The sequence below is a fragment of the Pseudidiomarina marina genome (genome assembly GCF_044807045.1).
Taxonomy (GTDB): domain Bacteria; phylum Pseudomonadota; class Gammaproteobacteria; order Enterobacterales; family Alteromonadaceae; genus Pseudidiomarina; species Pseudidiomarina marina.
This window is the reverse complement of sequence record NZ_CP085233.1, coordinates 909241-934421: the sequence shown is the minus strand read 5'-3', so window position 1 is coordinate 934421 and position 25181 is coordinate 909241. Positions and strand designations below refer to the sequence as shown.

The window sequence follows — 25181 nt, the reverse complement described above, 5'->3', positions numbered from 1 at the left end:
TAACCTAAAAACGGGATAATAGCCGACGAATTCTTAATTTGTGGTTTAGATGAGCTCATGGAAATCAAAGTAAACTTTTTAGATAACTTGCGTCTTGAAGCCAAGTTCGATGACTTCACAGTCGTCACAGACCAACCCATTCGTTATAAAGGGGATGGCTCCGCACCAAGTCCGTTCGACTATTTCCTAGCATCATCGGCCATGTGTGCGGCGTATTTCGTGAAGGTTTACTGTCTTTCGCGCAATATCCCGACGGACAATATACGTCTATCACAGAATAATATTGTTGACCCCGAGAATCGTTATAACCAAATATTTAAAATTCAGGTCGAGTTACCTGAAGATATTTCTGAGAAAGACCGTCAAGGCATTCTGCGTTCTATCGACCGTTGTACCGTTAAAAAAGTGGTACAAACCGGCCCCGAGTTCCAAATTGAAGTGGTTGAGAATCTCGATGAAGATGCGCAAGCGCTATTGATGGGGCAGCCAGAAGGCAGTTCTCTCACCTACATTGAAGGCAAAGATTTGCCACTAGAGCAAACCATCGCCAATATGACGCAAATTCTTGCCGACCTTGGCATGAAGATCGAAATCGCTTCATGGCGTAATATTGTGCCACATGTATGGTCATTGCATATTCGCGACGCCGCCTCGCCGATGTGTTTTACCAACGGCAAAGGCGCAACCAAAGAAGCGGCATTGGCTTCAGCATTAGGCGAATTCATTGAACGACTCAACTGCAATTTTTTCTATAACGACCAGTATTTCGGAGAGGAAATTGCGCATGCTGACTTCGTTCACTACCCAAATGAAAAGTGGTTCCCGCTGACCGAAAATGACGCCATTCCTGATGGGTTACTGGATGATTATTGTTTGGATATTTATAACCCAGACAACGAATTGCAAGGGTCTCATTTAATCGATACCAACTCCGGTCGTGCTGATCGTGGTATTTGCGCGCTACCGTTTCAGCGTCACTCCGATGGCGAAACTATTTATTTTCCATCGAACCTAATTGAAAACCTCTACTTGAGTAACGGTATGAGTGCCGGCAATACCTTGCCAGAGGCACAAGTACAGTGCCTATCGGAGATTTTCGAGCGCGCCGTTAAAAAACAAATTATCGAACATGAAATTGCGTTACCGGATGTGCCGGCCGAGGTGCTCGCCAAGTACCCTGATATTGTTGAGGCCATTCAAGCACTCGAGGCACAAGGGTATCCAATACTTGTGAAAGATGCCTCATTAGGCGGACGCTTCCCAGTTGCTTGTGTCACCTTAATGAACCCGCGCACTGGCGGCGTGTTTGCTTCGTTTGGTGCGCATCCAAGTTTCCATGTAGCGCTGGAGCGCAGTCTTACGGAGTTGATGCAGGGCCGTAGCTTCGAAGGTTTGAATGACTTTTTACCGCCAACTTTTAATAGCATGGCCGTGACTGAGCCAAACAACTTTGTCGAGCATTTTATCGATTCTTCCGGTCTCGTATCATGGCGATTCTTCAGTTCGCGCAGTGACTATGAGTTTTGCGAATGGGACTTCTCCGGCACCAACCAAGAAGAAGCAGAAAATCTTTTTGGTATTCTTGAAGGCATGGAGCTTGAGGCTTACATGGCGGTTTATACTGAGCTTGGTGCACCTGTATGTCGAATTTTGGTACCAGGTTACTCCGAAGTTTATCCAATTGAAGACTTAGTTTGGGACAATACCAACAAAGCGCTCGATTACCGTGAAGATATTCTTAATCTGCACCGTCTTACTGACGAACAGCTTGAAGATTTAGTTGAACGCCTCGAAGACAGCCAATTGGACAACTACATCGATATCATCACACTCATTGGTATCGAGTTCGACGAAAACACCGTGTGGGGCCAATTAACCATTCTTGAGCTCAAGATTCTTATCTATCTTGCCTTAGGCCGTCACGAAGATGCTTACGATTTAGTTGAAGCCTTTCTTCAGTACAACGACAACACAGTTGCACGCACCTTGTTCTACCGTGCGGTGAGCGCGGTTTTAGAAATTGCATTAGACGACGATATGGCATTGGAAGATTACCTACCAAACTTCAAACGTATGTTCGGTGAGCAAACAATGGTAGACGTAGTAGGTGCGGTGGAAGGCTCGGTGCGTTTCCCAGGTTTAACTCCAACCAATACACAGTTAGAGGGGCTTGATCGCCATCTACGCTTAATTGAAAGCTACAAAAAATTACACGCCGCTCGAGCTGCAAAAGCTCAAGGCTAAGAATTTACCAGCGGTACGCGTTGTTGCTATGCGCATCACGGTACCGCTGGTCATTTATAATTAGTTGCCTTGCCCGCCTGAAAGCACATCTCTTAAGCTGCCCTGACCTTTCTCAGGTTTGTTGACGGCACAAACACTGCCGGTATCGGCACAGCCGACGCCTTGTATGCGCGACCCTACCGAACGGTTGTCGAAACTTCCTGAGGCATCAATCTGGTCTATCAAGCGACCCAGTTGGCTACGGAAATGATTGGCATCGGCCGTTACTGTTATGCGTTCCATACCCGCTTCAGCTGCTTGCAAGCGTTTCGCTTCTTCGGTGTTACTCATGCCGGCTTGTGCGAGTTGTTGATTGATCCGTCGTAACTGCGTTTGGGCATCAGCATGACCAGTACGCGCGAGCTTAGCATAGAGCGCGCCAGCCGCGGTTAAGTCTTGTTCCATTAATGTGCCAGTTTGCTTAAAGCGCGCTATCACATATATTGCGCTTACGAGGTTGGTATCAGCTGCGGCTTGTACCAACTGAACGCCTTCTTGTTGCGTCTCTGGGTCAGTTGCTGCGAGCAACTGCATGCCACGTTGGTACTGCGCTGGGGCGTAGCCTAAATCAACGGCTCGCTGAAGCCATTGCTGTGCCTTTTCGTCACTTTGCTCTACCACAAAGCCGCGACTGTGCCAGTCCGATAACACGAACATCGCCATCGCATTACGACGACGAGCGCCTTGTTCAATAAATTCTTTGGCTTTTTCGAGATCTTGTTCGACACCATCGCCGCTAGCGTATGCCATTGCCACAACGGCGGCCGCATCACCACTGCCTTTGCGCGCAAACCGTTCCAACTCTGCCAAGTCACGACCACAATCACCTTGCTGACAGATGGTGACATTTTGTGTGGCATCGGCATGCACTGGCAAAATTGTGCCAATGGCAGCTAAGAGACCGAGAATAACTAGAGATTTATTTAAAGAGAAAAACATTTGAGCTCTCACAACAACGTTATCGAGAGCTCAAATTTAGCAGTTACAGCACCTCAACGACAGGTTGACGTCGTAAGCAATTGTTTCCGCAGTTACATTTTTTTAATTCGATTTACCAATCTGCGAGCGAATAAAATCACGCGTATCTTTCAGTAATGCTTGGCGCGCAGGTTCATGCACGTACATCATATGACCGCCGTGATAATAACGATAGATGATGTCATCACTCGCAATGCCATGACGATTCAAGGTGTACTCGGCGTCGAAAAACGGCGTGATCAGGTCATAATAGCCAGAGCCAACCATAACTTTTAGCATTGGGTTGCTACGCAGCACAGAGGCTAAGTCAGGTGCCGTATTCACATAATGTGGTTCCCATGAGCGCCCTTCAGGCAGCGGGCTCCAGCGCCATTTACCAGATAGCTCTGGATCGGCCGGATTCAAGTATTTCCGACTCCAATCGATCCCCAAATCATTACGCATGTAGTGCATGAGTGATGCTTTATACGCTGGCGAAATTGCTCGTGCTGCATCAGATTCTGGGCGGGCTGCGACATCGTCGCGCTCATCGTTAATATATCGGCTATCGAGTAAACCGACGGCAACGCCTTCGTCACGGCGTAATTCCTTCGCAAAACGGAACGCGTTAATTCGTAAATCCACTTGCTCGATATATTCTTTACTAAGGCCAGTGAAGCGCTGAAGCTGGCTCACCAAGCGCGCCCGCTCGTCTGAACTAAGTAAGTTACCTTGAAACAGTGCTGGTAACAGTTCTTGTGATGCAAAGTCACGGCTCTGCTGAATGAAGGTTTCAAAATCACCTGAGTTATCAACCTTGCCGTGATACCACGCGGTCGCGGCCATGGTCGGAATATAGGTAATGTACGAAATGATGTTGTCATCCACATACGGCGTTGAGCCTTGATAATCGAGTGCCTGTGACACAAAAACAATACCGTTCACATTAATCACGTAATCATCGAGTAATACCTTGGCTACCGCGGCAGCTCGCGTCGTACCGAAGCTTTCGCCAAGTAAGAACACTGGCGAGTTCCAACGATTGTTCTTGGTTAGCCATTCAGCAATAAACGCGGCCATTGACTTCGCATCTTCGGTTAAGCCCCAAAAGTCTTCTTTCTTACCCTTGCCAATTGCTCGTGAAAAGCCGGTGCCTACCGGGTCAACGAACACCATATCGGTAACATCAAGAATGGTTTCCGGTGCATCTTTCATGGTGTATGGCGCAGCGCCCGGATGCTCCGCATCACTTGGAACCACAATGCGTTTCGGGCCATAGCCGCCCATGTGTAACCAGTTTGACGACGAACCTGGGCCACCATTCCAAATAAACGTGACCGGTCGGTTTTGTTTGCTTCCCACCACATAATCGAACGAGAAAATCGCCGCAGTTGGGTCGCCTTCGTTATTCCGAATATAGGTTTCACCAGCATCCACGGTGTACGTTAACCGAGTACCGTTAAATGTGCCTTTGTGCTGCGAACGGAAATTGGTTGGTTCTGGAACGGGTTCCGCTGTTGCTGCACTCTCTTGTTTAGCTTCTGTATCTTGCGCATTGATTGCCGCTGACAACATCATTGCTGTGAAAAGAGATAAGCAAACTAAGTAGTTTTTTAATGGTTTCACGTTGTTACTTCCTATCTGAGTGTTGTCAGCAGATTACCACAAAGATTAAGAGTAATTCGATTGAGTTTATTCAGAAGTTTATTTTATCTAGGTCAAATTTAGCGTCGTCATATCGCTCCAATCTTCTATGAATTTGCTAAGAGGTTTACAAACCAATGTCTGTTCCTGTATGTTCATTGAAACACAAATTTAACATTCATTTGCAAGGATCGAAAATGAAACAGCTATCGATTATTCTTTTATCCATCGTATTAACCATACTCAGCGGTTGTGCTTCTACGACAAACAATACTCCTCTCGTTGAATATCAAGAAATTATCGAATTTGATAAAGATATCGATAAATCGATTTTGTTTGATCGCACTCGACTTTGGCTCGCTGAGGCATTTGTCGATTCAGAGGAAGTAATTGAGCTTGCTGACAAAGAAACCGGTGTCATTGTTGGTAACGGAGGAATGAAATACACGTTCCCGTTAATAGCCCCAATGCCCGGACGTTTTTCGCTTCGTATTGACGTTAAAGACGGACGATTAAGAACGACTTATAGCAATTTCAAAATATATTTTAGCGGTTCTCAATATTCATCTGGTGGTTGGACTGATATTCGTGAGGGAACACAGAGTGGGTATCCGGAACAATCTATAACCGCAGCAAAGAAGCTAAACGACGATTTAAAGAACTTTATCAAACAAATTGATGCAGATAGCAGCTGGTAAAGATAAACCGCGTCTAGCCAGGGTTTGATTTTTCATTTGTAAATATTCTTCACCGTAAATTTTATTAACTGCAAGTTCATGCTTGCTATCCAAAGTTGTAACGAAGAAAGGAGGTAGTCCGCCCAAACACTAAAAGTAGGCCGTTCATTAATTTTACGATTAACTGCTACTTTAATTGGGGGGATTACAAAAGTTGCTCACTAATTTTCTCTTCTTATGTAAAAAGAATAGAGTAATCTATGCTGTCAGCATAGATTACTACTTTGGAAATTCACGGAGGATTTATGGCTCAAAATCTTGATAATGTTATGGCTCGTATCAAAGAGCTTGAAATACATATGCTTATTTTTGCCAATAAAGAGTTAAAGGTTCTAGCTGAAATTCTTAGAGAAGACGAGATGTTAGAGTATGTAGCGCAAGGTCTATATAAAAATGGACTTGGCTTGTTATGCGCAACCTCAAAAAGACTGTTATTCATTGATAAAGGATTTTTCAGTCTGAAAATGGAAGAATTCCCATTGAAATCAGTCTCTTCAGTGAGTTTTGAGAGTGGAATGATGTATGGCAAAATTAAAATTTATGCATCCGGTAACAACGCCGAAATATCCAACATAGACAAAGGCTCTGCAGAGGTGTTCGCAGATATAGCTCGTAACCTTATTGACGGACGAGACGTTCCTAAAAATACAATTCAATCTGAAAAGAATTCCGATAAAGAAGTTGATGTTTACGAGCAGTTAGAGAAACTAGCTGCTCTCAAAGACAAGAAAATAATCACAGAGGCTGAATTTCAGGCTAAAAAAACTCAGTTGTTAGGTCTATAGCAAATCAGTAGCGATTCAGTTGACACAGACCGTGCAAAATTTATTGTGTTTGACAACGTATTAACTTCCGGATCTCACTTTAAAGTTGTTAAAAATATCATACTTGAACACTATCCTAATGCTGAAATTCGAGGACTATTTCTTGCTCGCAGTGTCGCTCCAGAAATTGATATCAATGATCTTTTGGGCCTCTGATAGTTAGACTCTAATGTGTTCAAATCAGGGCGGGGACTTCTTGTATAGTAAATCAACTCCTCCACCTCGGAAGCCCTTTTATGAGGCTATAAAAGTACGATTCTTAAGCAAAATTCTTGTGGGTGAAATGTGGGCCAATGATTTAATTAGTATGATTGATTTAACAACCAACCGAATGGGTATCCAACATGAATAAAAGTGCCTCCATAGTAGAGAGAATTCCCCAGTTGATCTCTGGATTACTCATTGTGAGCGTGGTCTCGGGCTCGCTATACTCTGTCTTCTATTGGAAGGCTTTTGGTATAAACCCGTTTCAGTATGCTGAGATAAGTTTAATTGGCTCTAGTGCAATCTTAGGGTTAATACCTATAGCTATTCAAGGTCTAATCTTATCAATTATGTTTTTGACAGTTTTCAAAAGCGGATTTGTGAATTCAATACGAGCCTTCGAGCAAGGAGAGGATAAGCTCATTTCTTACAAAGAAAGCTTATCAAAAACGGATGTAGAAATTGAAACTTTAACTAACGAGCAAAATAGACTTGGTTCTGAATTCCCAGATGATCTCAAAGAACGTCTTCTACGAGTAAAAATTGATCACGACTCCCATAAAAAAGAATGCTCTCAAATCGAAGAAGAATGGGAAGATAACAAAAGGGTTTTGACGGAGCTCAGGCAGGAATACCGAAAAGCTTTTTTCTGGTGGTCGTTGGTTTCGTTAATGGCAGCCATAGCGTTATTCTTGGCAGAAGTGATATTTCCAACTTTCAATCCTTTCGAATTATTACCCCTACCGATCCTAACGTTCGCAACCCTAGTTGGTTTTTTGATCGTCAGCGAAGGCTCGAAATCTCGAATTCTAAATAAAGGCTTAATTATAGAGTCATGGGTGGTAGGAACAATTATATTGAGCTTTATCATAGCTAGCTCCGTGGCCGGATATGCAAAAGCCTATGATGTATACAAAGAGGAAGGAAAAAAGTTCATCTATACAGATTCTATGAAGCGCGAATACATTTATCTCGGAACACTTGGTACAAAAATAATGCTTTACGATCCATGCTTAAAATCTACACATATTAAAAGCGATAGTTCATTAGTGGAGTTTGATTTAGTAAAAGCAAGAGTATCAAACTCTTGCAAAGGCTAATGTTACCAACGGAGTAAAATTGATCCAAACTGAGGGTGCGGCCAAAAACTTGGACTACTTTGGAGGTAGTCTGATGTTTTCATATGAAGATCGAATTAGAGCAGTAAATCTCTACATTCAAATGGGAATTTCTCGATACTTGCCACCTTTGGCCCAAGTACCCTTTATTCTCAGTGTTTGAGCGTCTTTCATCGCATAAGATAAGCTGAACTTCATACACTCTTCCTTACGCAGCCCAAACTCCTGTTGCAAGCGCAGAGAAAGCTTGATCAAATCGCTTTTGATTTTCGAATGTTTGTCCATATCGAGTGTTTTTGACTTACCAATGGGATTATTGCGTACTCGCGGAATGCCGTAGTCATCATTTCCACGTAAGCAAATGTTGGGCTTGCCGATTTTTTCCGCGACCCAACGAAGTGCAGCCATTCTATTTTTAATCGTTTTTGCTGCGAGTCCCTCATCTTGCCAGCGCTGCACAAGATAATTCACATGTTTGGTTTTCATACCTGATGGATCTTTTAACCTGTAACCGTTTTTCAATAGTTGATTGGCGGCAAGGTTTAAAACTTTGCTGCGGGTAGCGCGGGTGCTAAAACTACTTTCTCGATGTGTGTTGTTCACCATTTGATGAAGACGATATCCTAATTGGCTCATTTCACGTTCCTCATAAATTTAAAATTGAATTTGAAAATATGGAGAAAATCACCAAACCGAAGACCAGGGGGCGAAACGCCAAAATAGGTAAGTCTTAAAGCCATATGAGCGGTACGTAACCGAACATATTGTCCCAAGACATAAAGGCTAACTGGTCTAAAGCAACAAAGCTGAGCCGCATGATTTCTGTTGAAATACAGCACGGACTACTGTGGTTATGCAGGTGTTTATAGTGGGATGGTCGATTGACCCATCATGCTGCGAGTGCAGCTCCTCAGGAACGTGTTACGGGCAGTGAATACGCCCTTTTTTTGATGCTCATTTCGAGCTATCTTGCGTTTAAAATTACCACAATGATCAAAGATTACAACCGCTTTTTTCACTCCCCAAATCTTCATCCCTCTTCTGGCCCTAAAGATTTTTTAGGCGGATTGGGGGTCGAGGCATCATGAGCAGCGGCCTCGACGGGCGACTCTGCGAGTCGTCTCTACCTCATTCGGGTAGGGACGACTCGTCGCCAATCCGCCTTCAAGAGCAACCTAAGTATGCCTATCCCGATGCCTTTTTAAGAGATTTATTTTTTGATGTGGCAAACCAGCTTTACCGTAACGATAAGCTAAATAATTGGCTACATCTTGCTCATGCGTCGATATAATGACTTGTCGGTCCCTAAGTTCTACTCTAAGCAAGTCACTCAATGAAGCAATATTAACCTCATCCATACATTGCGTTGGGTCATCAATAAAGACAAAAGCGGTTTCCGCATATTTTTTGTTAAGTGATAGAAATAGAGCTAACGCGAGTGCACTTATTTGTCCACTACTCATTGAAAGAGCCGCATCATGCTCATTGCCTCGCGTCGTTTTAAACTGCAAAGGGGTATCTTTTTGTGCTCCCTCTGCTCGTTCTAAAAATATTCCTAAGCCAGTTTGCATATTTTGCAATAAACGCCCACTGTAGATATGAAAAAGTAACTCGACTTCACCAAGTGTCTGGTTTATGTATGTATTACGAGCCAGATTGAGCTGTTGTTCGGTAGCTTTTAGTTTATTTTCTATTTTGCTAATGGCTTCTAATCTAGCTAGGGATTTACTAAATGCTTCTAACTTCTCCTGATACGAATTACTAACTAGGTTGTTATACTCGCCGGTCAGATAAGTAATTTTGTCCTCAATGGCTTCCCAGTTAACATTTTTGAGATCATCTGGACTCTTAAATGCACTATAGTAAAGAGCTAATGCCTGTTCTGACAGAAGATCATTTTCTTGCTCAAAGGAGCTTTGTATCTGCTGTCGAATAGCCTCTACCTGTTGAATCTGTCTCTCAGTCGTTTCTGCGTATTCAGTAGGAAGTATGATATTAAGTTGTCGCACCCGCTCTGCAATTTTTAGCAATCGACTTGTTTGGTGCTCGTGAGCTTCCAGCTCTTTTAATAGACTTTCGTTGAACTTTTCATCTAGTTCTTTAAGCTCATATTGCAGACTCAATAGCAGCGTCTGTAATGTTTGACTTATTTTTTGTGTAAGCTCCGCGATTTTTCTCTCATTCTCATCCAGCTCTTTTTCTACTTGTTGGGTTCGTGCCTCTATTGCGTCAATTAGAAGCTGGTGATCTTCGTAATCAAAACCGCACAGAGGGCATTTATTTTCATCCTCATTGATTGTTTTTATAAGCCTATTACGTAACTCCACAGCTCTAGTTTTGGCATCACCGACTGTATTTTGATAGGCCTGAAGTTTGATTTTCTGCCGAACAAGAGTAGCAAACTTATCAAAATCATCAGATAAGGCATGTTTCAGTGGAGACAAATCAGCTTCTTTTAAATCTGTTGCATTCTTTTTTGCAACAGATATTGCTTGCACTAGTGGTTTCCTCTGCCCTCGCAATTCTCTCAAAGGCTTTAGCTTGTCGACGTGATTGGCAAGGCGCACTGCCAAAGCAAATTCATCCGTCTGTAGAAAAGCACTTTTCTTTCTGTTGCGTTCACGCAGTGCCACTTCATCAGCGTGGTTCACAAGCTCTTTAACCAAGTTAACCGAATCAATATGACTTGGATAATCACCTAAACGCTCTGCTGTTAACGGTTTTTCCGAATCCCAAACTGGAACTGAATCTGTTGTTGTCAGTCGGCCGTATCGAGTTATTTTACTTGGAGCTGATAATTGGTGTTTAAGCTTATCAATTTCACCTTTTAACATATCGCGAATTTTTACTTCTTGCGTATAAGCTGTTTTTCGAGCATCTTTCAGCTTTTTGAGGTTATCCAACCGAGCATTTAGCTCATCCAGATTAATAAGGTGCTCAATTTGCTTAGTTCTCGTAGTATCTTCACAACAACCATCTGGAATAATCAACGCTTTACTATCTTGCTGTAGGTAGTTCAGCACATCGAAATTTTTTTGGAAATTACTTCCTAGGTGTTTTTGCCAGAACGCATCTTCGTTAGAAATTGCTGTCGCAGATGAGCAATCATCGAAACTCTCTGACTGATATAACTTAAAAATCGAGAACTCACTGGGTTTATTGTTTTTTGCCTTCATCTCCTTGGCATCAGCTTTACGCATAATATTAATCGTCTGACGACCATTCGTCAGCTCAGCGACGATGCTAATATCACCATCGTAACCATCGTGACGATAGAGATTGCTTCTAAAGCTATGTTTATTGGGAGTAACGGGTTTTAGGCGAGCGGCAATTCGGGGTAGCTGCCCGCGAAAAAGTAACTGTTTAGCGTCAAACAACGAAGTTTTACCGAATCCATTAGGGCCATCATAGATGATGAGACTGTTGTTATACTTCTCTTCAAAAGAAGAGAATATCTTAAAGCCATTTATTTTCAGTCTACTAATCCGCCATTTGTTCACTGACTAACTCCTCCATGACTTCGTGATATGTTTGTCCGTTATCTAACTTCATCTCTATTGAATTGAAAAAGGAAAAAAGCTGTTGCTCATTTAGCAGTGTATCTGCGAGTTGGTTTGCACTCGTCAACGTGGCTTCTAGTGCAGGGACTGATAAAAATGGAAGCTTGACATAAAGACGACAAGCAAGACTAAAAGCAGTTTCTTCAGTAGGGTTAAGTTTATAGTGGTTGAAGAATTCAGGGTCAGTGAGTACTTCCTCCAAACTCCTACCAAGGTTCAGCTGCTGATTAAGCTCATCTAACTCAGTAGGAGTATAGTAGAGAACATGCTTTTTCAGACTGTACGCGTTTTCTTCAATATCAAAAATACTGTCCTCATATTTCCCAAGTTCCGTTAAGCTATCTAATCTAAATAGAAGAACTAAATCAGTATTTTTAGCAAAAGATGGCGTACTCAGAAGATTAGGAGGTGTGCTGGCCTGGACCTTATCATTCAACTCAGACGGCGTACTTATTTTATCAGTTTCAACAATAACGAGAAAACGTTCGTGGTTTGGATGACTTGCTTTGTAAAATGTAAGTTCTTCAAACTGGCTATCCAGTTGTTGGAATTGACAAGGTGAACTTTCCGCTACATGCCGAATAATCTGTTTAATCATTTAGTTCCTCCTGTGCATCTTTTGCAGAGATAAATCTCACGTTATGAATTTTAGTGAGACGACCGTTCCCTAAATGATCTTGTTCTGACACGTCCATGAACTTGCCTGTTAATTTTGATGCTTCACTAAGTGGGAAAGCGGGATGCTCCATGTCAACTATTAAGTTGTTGTATTCGTATAACACATCCTGAATTGTTGAATTTTCTCGTAATGCTTCAACATTGTCTTGTATTTCCGATAGGGACAGCTTTTCATTGACCTTTGTTAGCCGGATTGCGGTTGGTAGATATGTGCCGAACTGTGTTTGGTAATAATGAGGAAGGTCAGGCAGAGTTACTAACTTTTTAATCAAGGCGATGATATTCAAATAGTTCTCCACGCTATCATTGCTAAAGCCGTCAATGATTACTGCGGCTAGATTAGGCTTTTTTGCGTAGTAGAGTCTTTTCAACGTTTGTGTATTCATATGAGCAACAGCACTCCGACAAGCTAAGACATCGACAATAGATATCTGAGAGGAGGTTTTATTACTTTCGATAAGTTTATCCGTTCTCTCCAATATATTGCGTCTAAACCGATTTAAAACCATATGCTCGTCGGTATCATCCAGCACTTCTGCTGTTAGGCATGCCTCAACCTCAGTAAATAAGATTGGAGTTTGATTTGCTGCGTCAAACTTTAATTCACCCTCATTGTGAATCTTGGCATGAGCAGATATAACTTTCGTATCCAACAGTGTATACAGAAGGCCGAGTTTGTACTGAATTAATAATGGAGAGTTACTTAGTCCAGATTTTGTTAAATAATCCGAAGTTATTTTCTCAAGTTCGGCATTTACAAGGTCCAACTGAAGGTACTGCTTACCATCGCTGTAGCAGTAAAATTCTACTTTGCTTTGTTTTTTGTTGGCAGGAGTGTATGGAGCGAAATCATCCAGCTCACGAGCAACATGAAACCAGCGCTTAGTATGTTTATCAATGCCATATGCTACAACCTCTGCCGCCTGTTTAATAGCTGCGTTGTATGCAGAGCGTTTACAATCGACCTTGGCTTTTACCTGATGAAGGCTTAAAGCCGTACCTTTCGCATCGTAAATAACAAAATCATCAAGAGACTCTACTTTTAAGCGGTTCGACTTGCATCCTTCATTGATGAGTAATTTAATACAGTGATAAAGGGCTATTTTCCCTTGATATATAAAACCACTCCATGATGCTATAGCACTACTGTCTTTTACCTTTTTTGGAATATCCATATATAAAATATCTGCTAAAAAGCAGTAAGCTTCTCCACTCAATTAGTTAAATAACAGTAGCATAACCAATCAATACACTGAACTGCTCGTATCTACCAAAATAACATAATATGATCTTTATACTATTTTCTAAATTTATTCATTCAAATCATTTCGAGGTGCAAGTCGGCACCCACCGAGCGATTCCTCTTCTCTGTGGATTCAGTATTGCCCATTTGGCAAGGCTACCTTTAGGTGCCAACTATGAATTTTGCTGATACTGTAAGATCGGTGCAACTATTGAACGTGTAACATATAGAAGCGTCAGTGCTAACGACCATTATTAGCTGATTAGGCAACTCCAATTCTGGATTACTGGTGATGATTCCTTACGGTCTGTGACTGTCTCTTTGCACTCACCACCTTGTGTTTTTACTGATGCAGACCATTTGCTATGTCTCTCATTAACAAGCTGCCCAGTAAAAGATTTAACAGTTTTAGATTTTTTAATTTCTTTCCTGGGAGTAAATGAGTTACATAGCCCATGGACACCTTGCAGCGCTTGCTATTGCTGACATGGTGAAAGATAAAATAACAGTAAACCCAAAATGTTGGACGTAGATTCCAAGATCATTTGTGTTATTCTAAAAAGTAGCACAGAGGTAGCACCAACTAATTTGTGTTAGTGACAATTAACACTGAAAGCCTTTAAAAGTGGTGGCCCCTCCCAGATTTGAACTGGGGACCAACCGATTATGAGTCGGCTGCTCTAACCACTGAGCTAAGGGGCCATTACAGGTAGGTGGTTAATCCCGTGGGATTAACAAAGCGGGCGCAAGTATATGAAATTTCGACCCGCTTGTCATGACCCCGAATGGGGTTTTTTATAGGTTTATGTGATAGAAATCGGCGGCGTTGCCAGCGAAAACTTTATCAATGGCTTTGTCATCGCCGAGTGCTTCGCACACGGTTTCAATATCACGCACATTAAATGGACGCTCGGCGCGTGTTGAAGGCAAGTCAGTGCCAAACATCAAGCTTTCAGGGTTAATCGCATAAATCGCTTTCACCGCTTTGGCAACATCTACTTCGGTACGTCCGAAACCGGATGCTTTAATGTGAACGCCGTTGTCTGCCAGTTTCTGAATTTGCGATAGGCCAGAGCGTGCCATACCTAAATGGTCAACCGATACCTTTGGCAGTTTCAGTAGCTTCGGCATCACCTCATCCAGCTCACGGCTGTCGACGTAAATCTCTAAATGCCAGCCGGCTAAATCCCAAATGCGTTGGCCAAAATCGACTAAGTTATCAAGACCACTCACCACACCGCGTTTCAAGTTCACGCGAATACCACGAATACGGTGGTCACGAAGTTTTAATATTTCTTCATCAGAGACACTACTTGGCAAGTTAGTGATGCCAACAAATTGATCACCCATATCTGCCAAGGCTGCTTTTAAGTAGCTTTGATCAAACCCCTGCACAGAGCCCGACACAATCACGCCGCCACGAATATTAAAATCCTTGGTACGATGACGATAGTCTTCAATGGAAAACGGCTTCGGTAAAAAACCCTGATTCTCTATCAACGGAAATGAATCGTTGTAGATATGAAAGTGGGCATCGATAATTCGACGCGGTTGCTGTATTTCGGTGTTGTTCTGATCAACTGCGATCATATTTCATCCTTTTCAGCGAAGTTAGGCACATTTTAACAAATTTCGCCCTAAAAATAAAAAAGCCCTAGCCACAAGGGCTAGAGCTTCTTAAGACGTTTTTTACGTTAAATCGTTCAGATTAAATCTGAACTTACTCGTCCAAGAACGATTTTAACTGCTCAGAACGACTTGGATGACGTAGCTTGCGTAACGCTTTGGCTTCAATCTGACGAATCCGCTCACGGGTAACGTCAAACTGTTTACCAACTTCTTCCAACGTATGGTCGGTATTCATATCAATACCAAAGCGCATACGAAGTACTTTCGCTTCACGTTGCGTCAACCCACCTAACACTTCGCGAACCGCGTTGCGTAGGCTTTCTGAAGTTGCTGAGTCCACCGGAAGATCCAACGTGGTGTCCTCAATAAAGTCGCCAAGATGCGAATCTTCATCGTCACCAATTGGAGTCTCCATCGAAATGGGCTCTTTAGCGATTTTCAGCACTTTGCGGATTTTGTCTTCTGGCATGACCATGCGCTCGGCCAATTCTTCTGGTGTCGGTTCACGACCCATTTCCTGAAGCATTTGACGCGAGATACGGTTCAATTTATTGATGGTTTCAATCATGTGAACCGGAATACGAATGGTACGCGCCTGGTCCGCAATTGAACGCGTAATGGCCTGACGAATCCACCATGTTGCATAAGTTGAGAACTTATAGCCACGACGATATTCGAACTTATCTACGGCTTTCATCAAGCCGATGTTACCTTCTTGAATTAAATCCAAGAACTGTAAACCACGGTTGGTGTATTTTTTCGCAATAGAGATAACCAAACGCAAGTTCGCTTCAACCATCTCTTTCTTCGCACGGCGAGCTTTCGCTTCACCAATTGACATGCGACGGTTGATATCTTTGACTTTAGCAATGGTTAAGCCAGTTTCCACTTCCACTTCTGCAAGCTTGTGAATACAACGCTCCAACTCTGGTTGCAGCGTTGATAGCGACTCGGAATACGCTTCACCATAGTCAATGGCTTTCGCCAACCACGCGGTGCTATTCTCGTTACCCGCAAACAGCTTCATGAATGCGCGTTTCGGCATACCCGCCTGTTCAACACACATTTTCATGATTAAACGTTCTTGTACACGCACGCGGTGCATCATGTCACGCATGTCTTTAACTAAGCGATCAAACTGCTTTGGTACCAGACGGAATTGCTTAAACAATTCGCTTAGCGCTTCAATTTCTTTGCGCGCTTTTGCGTTATCACGACCATGCTTGCTAATTGCGGCACGGGTTTTCTCGTATTGGTCACGAAGTTCAGCGAATTTCTGACGCGCGAATTCAGGATCGATACCGCTATCTGAGCTGTCATCATCACTGTCATCGTCGTCGTCATCAACGTCTTCATCTTCGTCTTCAAGCTGGTCTTCGCTCAGTTCAGAACCAATGTGCGTTGCAGCGACAGGCGCTTCATCCACTTCATTCGGGTCAATAAAACCAGAAATAATGTCGGTTAAACGCATTTCTTCCGCTTCGCATGAATCCCACTGATCCAACAAGAAGTTGATGGCTTCAGGATATTCAGCAACGGAACATTGAACTTGGTTAATACCATCTTCAATGCGTTTTGCGATGTCGATCTCGCCTTCGCGAGTTAACAATTCAACTGTGCCCATTTCACGCATGTACATGCGCACAGGGTCAGTGGTGCGACCCAACTCACCATCCACGCTTGCTAATGCTTGCGCGGCGGCTTCAGCTGCGTCTTCATCAGCGGTGTCTTCGCTCATCATCAATTCATCGGCATCGGGTGCGTTTTCAAACACCTGAATACCCATGTCATTGATCATGCCGATGATGTCTTCGATTTGATCCGAATCAACGATCTCAGAAGGTAGGTGATCGTTCACTTCTGAAAAAGTGAGATAACCTTGCTCCTTACCTTTGGCAATAAGAAGCCTGAGCTGTGATTGACGACTCTGCTGCATACAGATCTACCACCTGTTATTAATATAGAAAAGTAACCGGTCTTAAACTTACGGCGACTCAAAAAGGTACGATTATGTACTCTAATTAGATGAGTGCGTGAGGTATAAAATTCAAGACCGGAAATTGTAGCAGATACTGTCGTTTTCAGCCAGAATTTAATCAGTTATTCTCAGGAATTCGTGTCAATGCTAACTCACCGGTACCAATTAAATTGCCGTCGGCAAACACAATTGGGGTGCATTCATCGCGAGTGGTGTTGCCGTCAGCGTGCACACGTTGGGTACGATAATACAGTACGCGATAACGTACATTATCAACCGTCCATAAATCAGAAAATTCCGGCGTGCCTAATTCTCGTTGCACGGCGTCAACGGACATTCCATTAGTAAATGACGCGATGGCTGTGCGATTACGTTTCTCTTTTTTGGTCACACTATCACTCGAGCTATAGTGCTCACCATCGCCGTTCACAGCAATTACACAGCCTTGCAAACCTGCAGATAAGATAACAACAGCACCAACCATGGCTAACTTTGGAAACTTCATGTTTTACTCCTCATTTTTATTCTATTTAAGTACAAATTTATGGTTTACACCTAATTGTGTATGCAAAATTAATGCCACAAACTTATACTATTGTTTTTAATGTGTTTTTTATAACGAACGATGCAAAACATTGGTGTGGAACGCGAATGTTTTAGTAAAACCGAACGCAAATTAGCGTTTTTCACGATCTTTCAAATACTGCAACAAGGTGAGGTATTCTTGTTTTTCTGCTTTATTCAACGGCGCAGTACGCTCTTTCTCCAGCAACTCATTCGCTCGCTGTTCAACAAACAAATCAATGAAAAAGGCAAAAATATCGAAGAATTCCTGCGCTGCCTTTTCGGCATCAAGATGATGCTCCCAACGAGCCAACTGGCGTAACGCTTTTTCTTCGGGCTCGCCACGCCATAATTCTAATATTTGTGCCGAGGTTAACGACTGTAAGTGAGTCTGTTCGTGCAATTTCAACAACAAATCGATACCTGGTTGTTTCAACCCACTTAATTCAGTGTGTAGCGGAATTTCGCGACCGATTTCTGGGTGTTGCACCAACAAGCCGATTGCGCGACGCATTGGGGTCAGTTTTAGAGCCGACTGTTCGGGCTTTGTCCGTGCAGGCGCTTTGATTTGTGCTTCTAACTGTGATGTCTCCCGACGGAGCAGTCGCGCCAAACGCTCCATTAGAGTTTCACGGTAAAAGTCACTCGCGATGCGCTCAATAAGTGGTTTTGCCTGCTTCAATAGCAATGATTTGCCGGCATCCGATTGCACGTCAATGGTTTCGGTGAGGTGGGCAAAAAAGTAATCGGTAAAGCTTTGCGCTTTTTGCAGTCGCTGAGTAAAGGCTTCTGCCCCCTCTTTGCGCACTAACGTATCTGGATCTTCGCCATCAGGTAAGAATAAGAAACTCAATTCAATGCCATCATTGAGCAATGGCAAGGCATTTTCTAATGCTCGCCAAGCAGCGTCACGGCCTGCCCGATCGCCATCGTAGCAACACACCACTTTGCGCGTGGCGCGAAACAACATCTGCAATTGGTCCGTTGTCGTTGCGGTTCCAAGTGATGCCACCGCATAACTGATACCGGCTTGTGCCAACGCAACAACATCCATGTAGCCTTCAACAATCACAACCTGTTCGAGTTCACGGTTTGCTTGTCGCGCTTCGTAAAAACCATAGAGTTCACGGCCTTTGTGGAAGATTCGAGTTTCTGGTGAGTTCAAATACTTCGGACCGTCCCCCTCGAGTACACGCCCGCCAAAGCCAACCACGCGCCCACGTCGATCACGTATCGGAAACATCACACGGTCGCGGAAGAAGTCGTAATAGCGGCCTTGCTCGTTTTGATTCACGAGTTTCAGATCAACCAGTTGTTGCTTGGATCGTTGATCTGATCCTAAGGCATTCAAAACGCCGTCCCAACCGTCAGGGGCATAGCCAATTTGAAACTGCTTTACGATGTCGCCACTTAAACCACGCCCTTTTAAATAGTCGATAACACGTTTTGAGTTGGCATGATGACGTAATTGGTGCGCAAAGAACTTGGTTGCGCGTTCCATTTGCTCGTAATCGCTGGACTCTTGCGCGCGCTTGCGCGCATCGGCCGCTGGATTTGTTGAGGTCTCCCGCGGCACTTCAAGACCGAGCATGTGAGCTAACTCTTCCACTGCCTCGGGAAACTCAAGACCATCAAATTTCATCAAGAAATCAAGCGCATTGCCATGCTCACCACAACCAAAACAATGATAAAATTGTTTGTCGGGCGCTACAGTAAAACTCGGTGATTTTTCGTTATGAAACGGACAACAGGCTTGGTAGTTTCGCCCTGCCTTTTTCAGCGGTACACGGCTATCGACAATCTCTACGACATCAGCTCGTTCAATGAGATCGTGAATAAAGCTTTTAGGAATTAAACCTGCCATGGCCTGCCTGTGCACGTAATTATAATGGAATTGCGAAGCGAGAATTGTGTCTTAGATTGTACTCTGACTTGAGTTTGGTGCAAGCCAGATATGAAAAAGCCGGACTGAGTCTAACTCATTCCGGCTCTTCGAGGTCTGTGCTGTAGTGACACCGCTATCGGCTGTGCCGCTACGGTACCAGTTTCTTAGTACAGACGAGTGCGACGTGCATTTTCACGCGACAATTTTTTCGCGTGACGCTTAACCGCAGCTGCTTTCTTGCGCTTACGCTCAGAAGTTGGCTTCTCGTAGAATTCACGACGACGAACTTCTGATAATACACCTGCTTTCTCGCAAGAGCGCTTAAAGCGACGCAGAGCTACGTCAAACGGCTCGTTTTCTTTTACTTTAACAACTGGCATTAAAATCTCACCTCAATGAAAATTCTGTTGTTGAATTAGTTGAATCAACTGTGGATGAATAAATCTGGTTAAAAAATAACCACCACGATTAAATTTGGTGCTGAATTGTAGCGAGTTCAGATCCTGATGTAAAGCCTAAGATCAATTTAAATGAGTATGTTTTGGGGAAGGAAGTGTCACCACTGTGAGACAGGCTGAACAGGCTCACATTGGGGTGTGGCGACACTTCCAATAGCGTTATGAACCAACGTAACGTGCCAGCTCGCCTAGCATTCTCGCACAACTATGCGACGATAACTGACGCATAACTTTAGTTTTATCTAAAATAATTTAAAAATCATGCAGTTCTGCCGATTAGTTTGTAAACTATACGTTCTTACTTTTGCCTGGAGCATGTCATGTTGGATACCTTTCTATTTCAATTCACTTCTTTATTCACCATGATCAACCCCATTGCTGCGGTACCGATTTATATTGCACTCACTGAAGCGATGGCACCAAAGGCAGCGCGTTGGGTTGCGATGCGGGCGGCAATTACCGCTTGTATTGCTCTTTGTGTATTTGCATTAGTAGGCGAAGCAATTTTTAGCTTCTTTAATATTTCAGTGAACGGGTTACGGGTTGCCGGTGGTATTTTATTCTTCGTGATGGGGTTTGAGATGCTACGCGGTCGCACTGTGCCAAAACGAGTTGATGGCGAGACCGAAAGTGATTTTGGCTCGGATGTCGCAGTCACCCCAATTGGTATTCCGATGGTTGCAGGGCCTGGTGCCATCACCATGGTAATCTTGTTTATTCAAGAAAGCCCAGCAACATCAAATACCATTAGCTTATTCGCAGCAATCATCGCGGTATGTATTCTCACGGCTTTTGTATTAGCAACTGGTCGTCAGTTGATGGCAAAGCTTGGCCGCAGTGGTAGTAAGATTTTAATGCGATTGATGGGCCTAATTGTGATGTTGATTGCCGTCGAGTTTTTCTTCGCCGGCATCAAGCCATATATTATCGATATTGCCCGCGCTATATAAGCGCGGGTACTTCCATGCCGCGTTTGGCATAAAACTCTGCGACATGTTGTTCTAAGCGATCTTCATCAATGGCGTCGCGCAAGTCTTGCATGACCTTCTGATAAAAATGCAGATTGTGGATGGTATTCAAGCGACCACCGAGCATCTCGTTAGAACGGTCTAAGTGATGCAAATACGCGCGAGAATAATTTTTACAGGTGTAGCAATCACATTCAGGATCAAGTGGCCCGGTATCGGTACGATGAACCGCATTACGGATTTTCACCACACCATTACTAACAAACAAATGACCATTACGGGCGTTTCGCGTTGGCATCACGCAGTCAAACATATCCACGCCACGACGTACGGCTTCCACTAAATCTTCTGGTTTACCGACACCCATCAGGTAGCGCGGTTTATCAATTGGCATTTCTGGCGCGATATGATCCAAAATTCGCATCATATCTTCTTTTGGCTCACCAACTGACAGGCCACCAATGGCATAACCATCAAAGCCAATATCTGTGAGTCCTTCCAACGAAATAGTACGTAACTCTTCGTACATACCGCCTTGAATAATCCCGAATAATGCCGATGGATTATCGCCGTGTGCGGTTTTAGAACGTTCCGCCCAGCGCAATGACAACTCCATTGACGAGCGCGCTTCGGCTTGTGTTGCAGGATACGGCGTGCACTCGTCGAAAATCATGACAATGTCTGAGCCAAGGTCGCGTTGCACTTCCATCGACTTCTCAGGGGTGAGAAGAATTTTCTCGCCGTTAATTGGCGAGCGGAAAGTTACACCTTCTTCGGTAATTTTACGTAGCTCGCCCAAACTAAAAACTTGGAAGCCACCTGAATCGGTCAGAATTGGTTTGTCCCAATTCATAAAGTCATGCAGATCACCGTGTTGCTTAATAATCGACGTACCTGGACGTAGCATAAGGTGGAAGGTGTTACCCAAACAAATTTGAGCACCTGTTGCTTTAACTTCTTCTGGCGTCATGCCTTTTACGGTACCTGCGGTACCTACTGGCATAAAAGCAGGTGTTTCAACGACACCGCGATCAAAAACCATACGGCCTCGGCGCGCTTTGCCCGAGGTTTTCAATAATTCAAATTTCATTTTTTCACCGATAAATTATCACGGAAAAACAGTCCGAGGCGCTTAGTATACCTTAGCGCTCAGTTCGGGTCACAAACATTGCATCGCCATAACTAAAGAACCGGTAACGTTCATGCACGGCTTCACTGTATGCATTAAGCACATGCTCGCGTCCGGCAAAAGCCGACACCAACATAATCAGCGTCGATTCTGGCAAATGAAAGTTGGTGATCATGGCGTCCACAACTTGGAATTCATACCCTGGGTAAATAAAGATATCGGTATCAGAAAAGAATGGCTGTAATGCTTCACCCTTTTGCTTCGCGGCTTGTGCTGCCGATTCGAGCGAACGAACCGATGTTGTGCCGACTGCAATCACGCGACCACCGCGCTGACGCGTTGCTGCAATTGCGTTGATGGTTTCTTCTGGTACTTCAGCATATTCACTATGCATGTGATGTTCTTCGATATTATCAACACGCACCGGCTGGAATGTTCCTGCGCCTACGTGTAGCGTCACATAGGCAAACTCCGCGCCCTTTTCACGTAATTGTGCCAATATTGCATCGTCAAAATGAAGTCCCGCTGTGGGTGCGGCTACTGCTCCTGGCTTTTTGTTGTAGACGGTTTGATAGCGCTCGCGATCGCTGTCCTCATCCGGACGGTCGATATAAGGTGGTAATGGCATATGTCCATATTGCTCAAGCACATTTAGTACCGGCTCTTGGGTATTGAACTGCAACTCAAACAACGCATCTTGGCGACCGACCATTTCGACTTCCACTGCGCCTTCTAAAATCATTTTTGCGCCAGGCTTCGGCGAGCGATTGCTACGCAAATGCGCAAGCACGCGGTGTTCGTCGATAATCCGCTCAACCAACACTTCAACTTTACCGCCAGATACCTTTTCACCCAACATTCGCGCCGGTATCACTCGGGTATCGTTAAAAATAAGCAGATCACCCGCTTGTATGTGGTCCACAATATTTTTGAAGGTTTGGTGTGTCACCGCACCAGTTGTGCCGTTCAGGCACAATAAACGACTGGAACTGCGCTCCGGTTGCGGATAACGCGCAATCAATTCATCAGGTAATTCAAAGCTAAAATCTTTAACATTCATGGCGGTTTCATCACAAATTCAATTGGCGCGTACTTTACCGTTTTTACGGCTTGAAAAAAAGTGAAGGTAAAAAAAAGCGCGCCGTAGGAGGCGCGCTAAAAACGAGATGACAACCGATCGTGGAGACCGGTCAAAATGAATACGTCACAGCCTTTGATAAAAGATCACTTGAACTATTATTATTTTGGCAGTCAACAAGCATCTGCTTATCAAATATATACACCTTGTCATTTCCACCGGAATCTTTATCGCCGGCGCCTTGCAATACAAAGCTGATGTTTTCATTACTCGGTAATGATTTCAGTGTTGCACCATAAGTGCATAGCGTCTCAGCTAACGTTTGCTCAAATGCCAGTACTTCCTGATGCAGTCGTTCAGTTCGAGCCTCTAGGCGTTGTTGTTGTTTGGCTTGAACTTCAGAGCTCGCGGCTCTCAGTTGTTGCCGTTGTTTATCTAAGGTGGCTCTAACGGTTGCTAGTTCTTCCCGCGCTTCTGCTAGTTCTTTTTCTATCTGCTTACGACCATCGCCTTCAGCGCTATTCATGGCAAACTCTAAATCTCGTACTTGCCGGCGTTGTTCCTGCAATTCACGCACGAGCTCACCAACCGCTAAACCAGCCTCAGTCACATTTCGGTAAGTTTTTTCTATTTCTTCGCTACCATTATTAACCACTCGCTTCCCGATAATTATTTCGGGTAATGGTGCATCTGGCGGCATTGGTGCGCCGAAATCAAAATCGAAGTCAAAATTAAAATGGCGCTCAAAGTTAACGTGATAAACCACCCCCTGCCCCGCTAAATAATCGAAACTTAATCGTTGCGAGCGGAAATGTTTAGGACGCTCCCCATCCCCCTCGTCACGACGTTGCGATAACTTTGTTTCAAAAATGCTATTCATAACTTCCAGTTCTTGTTTCAACGCATCGCGCTGAGACAGATTGCTTTGCTGAGCCTGCGCGGCAACAGTCGCGCAACCAGCCGCCGACATAACGACAAATGATAAAGTGAGTACTTGCTGACGTAACATAAATAGCTCCTATTTAAAGCTGTTATTGGTTGCTGTAACCAACTTGTTGTACCCAACCATCCGCATATTGCTGCAACTGATTGGCAAAATAATATTGGTCATCTTGACGCTGCTCATTCACGTAGCGAATCAGGTCAGTAAGATCGTTCTCGCGTTCTTGCCTGTTGACTGCCAACATATAATCAGCGAGTTGTTGATTAGCTTGTGCCATCTCTGTACGAAAATCTTCTCGAAAATCTTTACGCAACGTATTTGCATAGTTCGCTAATACAACCTGTTGTTGTGCTCCGTATTGATTTAAGCGTTCGGCAATCAGTGCCTCTAATTTAGCTTCATCAGCACCACCAAAACTTATTGAAAAGCCATGCTGGTTGGTTTCAATTTGCATCTGGCCGAGCACCAACACTACGGCAAATATTGATGCGGCTAACGACGTCATCGGTAACCACGGTTTCTGCCACCACCGTTTTACCTCAACATAGTTTGGACGAAACGTACTTTCACGAGGCCAGTGCGGAACCGGCTCATCTTCTAGGTTTGCAGCAGTTTCACTTAACCATTGCTCGAAATCTTGTGGCTTACTCATACAGCCTCCACCCATTCTTGTAATTTACTTACTGCACCATATAATCGCGACTTCACCGTGTTTAAGGGAACATTCAGTTGACCTGCAATATCGGCGAGTTGCATATGTTGGAAAAACTTCAATTCAACCACCATGCGTTGCTCTAACGGTAGCTTCTGCATCGCCAGAAATAGTTGTTGGCCGCGCTGTTGTCCGACATAAACTTGCTCAGGACTATGCCATTCATCGTCGCTCGCGTAATTCGCTATTTCACTATCATCGGTAGTCGGCTTGCGACGTCGGTAATGTTCAATACAACGATGGTGGGCAATGGTCATTAACCAATTCTTGAATGAACTCTCGCCGCGCCAAGTTGCTAGATTTCGAAAAACCGATAGAAACACCTCTTGCATCAAATCTAGCGCGTCTTCACGATTTCCGACCATACGTAGCGCATAGTTAAAGACTAACCCTTCGTAGCGACTAATCAGCTGCAACCAAGCTTGCTTATTGTTTAATAACGCCTGTTTAACTAAACGTTTGTCCGACGGTGCAAACACAGTGATTGATTCCTTTTAACTTGTTGCTCATATAGTCGCACAGGAATTCTAAAAAGTTTTTCATAGACAAAAAAAAGAGCACCGAAGTGCTCTTTTTCTCATTTCGATAG

General features: G+C 43.9%; 21 protein-coding genes and 1 tRNA gene. 5 read left to right on the top strand and 17 right to left on the bottom strand.

Annotated features, from left to right (window positions below; translation table 11 throughout):
- The first annotated feature begins 57 nt into the window (after positions 1-57).
- Complete coding sequence (locus LG272_RS04435) at positions 58-2244, top strand: OsmC domain/YcaO domain-containing protein (RefSeq protein WP_404409805.1); 2187 nt, start codon at positions 58-60, stop codon at positions 2242-2244.
- 60 nt (positions 2245-2304) lie between these two features.
- Here the strand turns inward: LG272_RS04435 and LG272_RS04430 are convergent, their stop codons facing one another.
- Positions 2305-3222, bottom strand: coding sequence for a tetratricopeptide repeat protein (locus LG272_RS04430; RefSeq protein ID WP_404409804.1), 918 nt, complete (start codon positions 3220-3222; stop codon positions 2305-2307).
- 102 nt (positions 3223-3324) lie between these two features.
- Positions 3325-4866 (bottom strand): S10 family peptidase, encoded by a 1542-nt coding sequence (locus LG272_RS04425; RefSeq protein ID WP_404409803.1) that lies wholly within the window; start codon positions 4864-4866, stop codon positions 3325-3327.
- 215 nt (positions 4867-5081) lie between these two features.
- Between LG272_RS04425 and LG272_RS04420 the strand changes: the two genes are divergently transcribed.
- The 3 genes from LG272_RS04420 (at position 5082) to LG272_RS04410 (ending at position 7749) form a co-directional block, all read left to right on the top strand.
- Positions 5082-5582 carry a DUF4468 domain-containing protein gene (locus LG272_RS04420; RefSeq protein ID WP_404409802.1) on the top strand — a complete coding sequence of 167 codons (501 nt, stop codon included), beginning with the start codon at positions 5082-5084 and terminating at the stop codon, positions 5580-5582.
- A 284-nt stretch (positions 5583-5866) separates the two neighbouring features.
- Positions 5867-6406: a PH domain-containing protein gene (locus LG272_RS04415; RefSeq protein WP_404409801.1), complete on the top strand. Its 540-nt coding sequence runs from the start codon at positions 5867-5869 to the stop codon at positions 6404-6406.
- A 383-nt stretch (positions 6407-6789) separates the two neighbouring features.
- Positions 6790-7749 (top strand): hypothetical protein, encoded by a 960-nt coding sequence (locus tag LG272_RS04410; protein WP_404409800.1) that lies wholly within the window; start codon positions 6790-6792, stop codon positions 7747-7749.
- Between the two features lie 117 nt (positions 7750-7866).
- On the opposite strand, the gene LG272_RS04405 is transcribed toward LG272_RS04410, so the two are convergent.
- From LG272_RS04405 to rpsU, 10 genes are all read right to left on the bottom strand, one after another.
- Positions 7867-8403 carry a phage integrase N-terminal domain-containing protein gene (locus tag LG272_RS04405; RefSeq protein WP_404409799.1) on the bottom strand — a complete coding sequence of 179 codons (537 nt, stop codon included), beginning with the start codon at positions 8401-8403 and terminating at the stop codon, positions 7867-7869.
- Positions 8404-8942: 539 nt separating this feature from the next.
- Positions 8943-11267 carry an AAA family ATPase gene (locus tag LG272_RS04400; RefSeq protein WP_404409798.1) on the bottom strand — a complete coding sequence of 775 codons (2325 nt, stop codon included), beginning with the start codon at positions 11265-11267 and terminating at the stop codon, positions 8943-8945.
- Positions 11248-11925 (bottom strand): ABC-three component system middle component 1, encoded by a 678-nt coding sequence (locus tag LG272_RS04395; RefSeq protein WP_404409797.1) that lies wholly within the window; start codon positions 11923-11925, stop codon positions 11248-11250. The genes LG272_RS04400 and LG272_RS04395 overlap by 20 nt, the downstream gene beginning before the upstream one ends.
- Complete coding sequence (locus LG272_RS04390) at positions 11918-13180, bottom strand: ABC-three component system protein (protein ID WP_404409796.1); 1263 nt, start codon at positions 13178-13180, stop codon at positions 11918-11920. Before LG272_RS04390 ends, LG272_RS04395 begins: the two co-directional genes overlap by 8 nt.
- Positions 13181-13874: 694 nt before the next feature.
- Positions 13875-13950, bottom strand: a tRNA-Ile gene (locus LG272_RS04385).
- A gap of 93 nt (positions 13951-14043) precedes the next feature.
- Positions 14044-14838 carry an amidohydrolase family protein gene (locus LG272_RS04380; RefSeq protein WP_404409795.1) on the bottom strand — a complete coding sequence of 265 codons (795 nt, stop codon included), beginning with the start codon at positions 14836-14838 and terminating at the stop codon, positions 14044-14046.
- 130 nt (positions 14839-14968) lie between these two features.
- Complete coding sequence (gene rpoD, locus LG272_RS04375) at positions 14969-16813, bottom strand: RNA polymerase sigma factor RpoD (protein WP_404409794.1); 1845 nt, start codon at positions 16811-16813, stop codon at positions 14969-14971.
- 160 nt (positions 16814-16973) lie between these two features.
- Positions 16974-17360 (bottom strand): DUF3192 domain-containing protein, encoded by a 387-nt coding sequence (locus LG272_RS04370; protein ID WP_126760326.1) that lies wholly within the window; start codon positions 17358-17360, stop codon positions 16974-16976.
- A 171-nt stretch (positions 17361-17531) separates the two neighbouring features.
- Entirely contained in the window at positions 17532-19283 is a 1752-nt protein-coding gene (gene dnaG, locus LG272_RS04365) for a DNA primase (RefSeq protein WP_404409793.1), read from the bottom strand.
- 185 nt (positions 19284-19468) lie between these two features.
- A complete protein-coding gene (gene rpsU, locus LG272_RS04360) occupies positions 19469-19684 on the bottom strand; it encodes a 30S ribosomal protein S21 (protein ID WP_034733010.1) in 216 nt (71 codons plus the stop codon).
- A gap of 398 nt (positions 19685-20082) precedes the next feature.
- Here rpsU and LG272_RS04355 point away from each other — a divergent pair, with 398 nt between their 5' ends.
- Positions 20083-20712 (top strand): MarC family protein, encoded by a 630-nt coding sequence (locus LG272_RS04355; RefSeq protein ID WP_126760328.1) that lies wholly within the window; start codon positions 20083-20085, stop codon positions 20710-20712.
- On the opposite strand, the gene tgt is transcribed toward LG272_RS04355, so the two are convergent.
- From tgt to LG272_RS04330, 5 genes are all read right to left on the bottom strand, one after another.
- Positions 20705-21820 (bottom strand): tRNA guanosine(34) transglycosylase Tgt, encoded by a 1116-nt coding sequence (gene tgt / locus LG272_RS04350; RefSeq protein ID WP_404409792.1) that lies wholly within the window; start codon positions 21818-21820, stop codon positions 20705-20707. The genes LG272_RS04355 and tgt overlap by 8 nt on opposite strands.
- 52 nt (positions 21821-21872) lie before the next feature.
- Positions 21873-22919 (bottom strand): tRNA preQ1(34) S-adenosylmethionine ribosyltransferase-isomerase QueA, encoded by a 1047-nt coding sequence (gene queA / locus LG272_RS04345; protein WP_404409791.1) that lies wholly within the window; start codon positions 22917-22919, stop codon positions 21873-21875.
- A 130-nt stretch (positions 22920-23049) separates the two neighbouring features.
- Positions 23050-23946 carry a hypothetical protein gene (locus tag LG272_RS04340; RefSeq protein WP_404409790.1) on the bottom strand — a complete coding sequence of 299 codons (897 nt, stop codon included), beginning with the start codon at positions 23944-23946 and terminating at the stop codon, positions 23050-23052.
- A gap of 22 nt (positions 23947-23968) precedes the next feature.
- The gene (locus LG272_RS04335) at positions 23969-24532 is read right to left on the bottom strand and encodes a hypothetical protein (RefSeq protein WP_404409789.1); all 564 of its coding nucleotides are present in this window, start codon (positions 24530-24532) and stop codon (positions 23969-23971) included.
- Positions 24529-25071: an RNA polymerase sigma factor gene (locus tag LG272_RS04330; protein WP_404409788.1), complete on the bottom strand. Its 543-nt coding sequence runs from the start codon at positions 25069-25071 to the stop codon at positions 24529-24531. Before LG272_RS04330 ends, LG272_RS04335 begins: the two co-directional genes overlap by 4 nt.
- Between the last annotated feature and the right edge of the window lie 110 nt (positions 25072-25181).

Excerpts from the sequence above, each read along its gene's own strand:
- LG272_RS04370 (WP_126760326.1), bottom strand. The coding sequence starts at position 17,360 with ATGAAGTTTCCAAAGTTAGCCATGGTTGGTGCTGTTGTTATCTTATCT.
- LG272_RS04415 (WP_404409801.1), top strand. The coding sequence starts at position 5,867 with ATGGCTCAAAATCTTGATAATGTTATGGCTCGTATCAAAGAGCTTGAA.
- LG272_RS04405 (WP_404409799.1), bottom strand. The coding sequence starts at position 8,403 with ATGAGCCAATTAGGATATCGTCTTCATCAAATGGTGAACAACACACAT.
- LG272_RS04430 (WP_404409804.1), bottom strand. The coding sequence starts at position 3,222 with ATGTTTTTCTCTTTAAATAAATCTCTAGTTATTCTCGGTCTCTTAGCT.
- LG272_RS04335 (WP_404409789.1), bottom strand. The coding sequence starts at position 24,532 with ATGAGTAAGCCACAAGATTTCGAGCAATGGTTAAGTGAAACTGCTGCA.
- rpsU (WP_034733010.1), bottom strand. The coding sequence starts at position 19,684 with ATGCCAGTTGTTAAAGTAAAAGAAAACGAGCCGTTTGACGTAGCTCTG.
- rpoD (WP_404409794.1), bottom strand. The coding sequence starts at position 16,813 with ATGCAGCAGAGTCGTCAATCACAGCTCAGGCTTCTTATTGCCAAAGGT.
- LG272_RS04420 (WP_404409802.1), top strand. The coding sequence starts at position 5,082 with ATGAAACAGCTATCGATTATTCTTTTATCCATCGTATTAACCATACTC.
- dnaG (WP_404409793.1), bottom strand. The coding sequence starts at position 19,283 with ATGGCAGGTTTAATTCCTAAAAGCTTTATTCACGATCTCATTGAACGA.
- LG272_RS04395 (WP_404409797.1), bottom strand. The coding sequence starts at position 11,925 with ATGATTAAACAGATTATTCGGCATGTAGCGGAAAGTTCACCTTGTCAA.
- LG272_RS04340 (WP_404409790.1), bottom strand. The coding sequence starts at position 23,946 with ATGTTACGTCAGCAAGTACTCACTTTATCATTTGTCGTTATGTCGGCG.
- LG272_RS04390 (WP_404409796.1), bottom strand. The coding sequence starts at position 13,180 with ATGGATATTCCAAAAAAGGTAAAAGACAGTAGTGCTATAGCATCATGG.
- tgt (WP_404409792.1), bottom strand. The coding sequence starts at position 21,820 with ATGAAATTTGAATTATTGAAAACCTCGGGCAAAGCGCGCCGAGGCCGT.
- LG272_RS04355 (WP_126760328.1), top strand. The coding sequence starts at position 20,083 with ATGTTGGATACCTTTCTATTTCAATTCACTTCTTTATTCACCATGATC.
- LG272_RS04435 (WP_404409805.1), top strand. The coding sequence starts at position 58 with ATGGAAATCAAAGTAAACTTTTTAGATAACTTGCGTCTTGAAGCCAAG.
- queA (WP_404409791.1), bottom strand. The coding sequence starts at position 22,919 with ATGAATGTTAAAGATTTTAGCTTTGAATTACCTGATGAATTGATTGCG.
- LG272_RS04380 (WP_404409795.1), bottom strand. The coding sequence starts at position 14,838 with ATGATCGCAGTTGATCAGAACAACACCGAAATACAGCAACCGCGTCGA.
- LG272_RS04410 (WP_404409800.1), top strand. The coding sequence starts at position 6,790 with ATGAATAAAAGTGCCTCCATAGTAGAGAGAATTCCCCAGTTGATCTCT.